This is a genomic window from Rhodococcus sp. IEGM 1408, assembly GCF_033142235.1.
Classification (GTDB): domain Bacteria; phylum Actinomycetota; class Actinomycetes; order Mycobacteriales; family Mycobacteriaceae; genus Dietzia.
The window spans coordinates 1-1,267 of the sequence record NZ_JAWLRW010000017.1 but is presented as its reverse complement, the minus strand read 5'-3'; the positions used below and the strand labels follow the sequence as shown (position 1 = coordinate 1,267).

Annotated in this window: 1 protein-coding gene and 1 pseudogene; both read left to right on the top strand. The window is 65.6% G+C overall.

What is annotated here, in order from left to right; translation table 11 throughout:
* Positions 1-222 precede the first annotated feature (222 nt).
* Complete coding sequence (locus R4P08_RS17475) at positions 223-387, top strand: hypothetical protein (RefSeq protein ID WP_317815148.1); 165 nt, start codon at positions 223-225, stop codon at positions 385-387.
* Positions 384-1,267 (top strand): annotated as a pseudogene (locus R4P08_RS17470) (heavy metal translocating P-type ATPase); the annotation flags it as partial. The gene R4P08_RS17475 and the pseudogene R4P08_RS17470, both read left to right, overlap by 4 nt.

Below are 1,267 nucleotides of genomic sequence, written 5' to 3'. Positions count from 1 at the left end.
ACTTTCACCCCCCCCAACAGTAAAGCTACCCCTGGGGCGATTGGCTCAAGTCGATATAACCCCCCGTTGGGGGGGGGGCGGGGGCCGGGCCCCCGCGACCTCGGTTTCGCATCCGTGAACGTTGCGGCCGACACCGCCGACGAACAAGACCAGATACCCTAGGGGGGTATCAAGCGTCTTGGCCAATCGCAATCCCAAATGGGCCTGCCGGAAGGAGTGTCCATGACCTCGAGAACGCACTTCGCGCTACCGCTCACGGCTGTCAAAGAGTCGTGTTCGTGCTGCTCCACCCCCTCGGGACTGGTCGACATCGAAGGTGCCGGGCGGATGCCGCTCGAAGTGCACGCCCACCGCGCGGCCCTGGACAAGACGGAAGTAAACGGATGAGTCAGCCGCACGATCACCATGACCACGCCCACCGGCACGGACCCGGTGGAGACTCGGCCGGGCGCCTCGACGATATGGGGGCGGCGGTAGCCGAGCATCATCACCCGGATGCGCCCCACGACACGACCCACGCGGGGCAGCATCACGCCGGCCATGAAGACCACGGCGGTCATGCCGGGCACGCAGACCATGTCGGACAGTTCCGCCGTCTTTTCTGGATCATGCTCGTCTTGGCGGTACCGGTAGTCGGCTTCAACGACATGTTCGCCGACCTCATCGGCTACCAGCTGCCCGACGCCGACTGGGTGTGGTGGGTCTCCCCCGCCCTGGGCACAGTGATCTATCTCTGGGGCGGCCGGCCGTTCCTGACTGGCGCGCTTTCTGAGGTCCGCGCTCGTCAGCCCGGCATGATGCTTCTCATCGGCTTGGCAATTACCGTGGCGTTCATTGCCTCCTGGGGCGCGAGCCTGAGGTTGCTGAATCATGAGCTGAACTTCTGGTGGGAACTGGCCCTGCTGGTGGTCATCATGCTGCTGGGCCACTGGATCGAGATGCGCTCTCTGGCGCACACCACCTCTGCACTCGATTCTCTGGCGGCACTGCTGCCTGATGAGGCCGAGAAGGTCGACGGCGACGACGTGGTCACCGTCGCACCAGCCGACCTGGCGGTCGGCGACGTCGTGATCGTCCGCCCCGGTGCTTCTGTGCCCGCCGACGGCAAGATTATCGACGGCTCGGCCAGCATGGACGAATCCATGGTGACCGGCGAGTCCAAGGCGGTCCGGCGTGAGATCGGCGAGCAGGTGGTCGCCGGCACGGTGGCCACCGACTCCGGCTTGCGCGTCGAGGTCTCCGCAATCGGTGACGACACAGCCCTGGC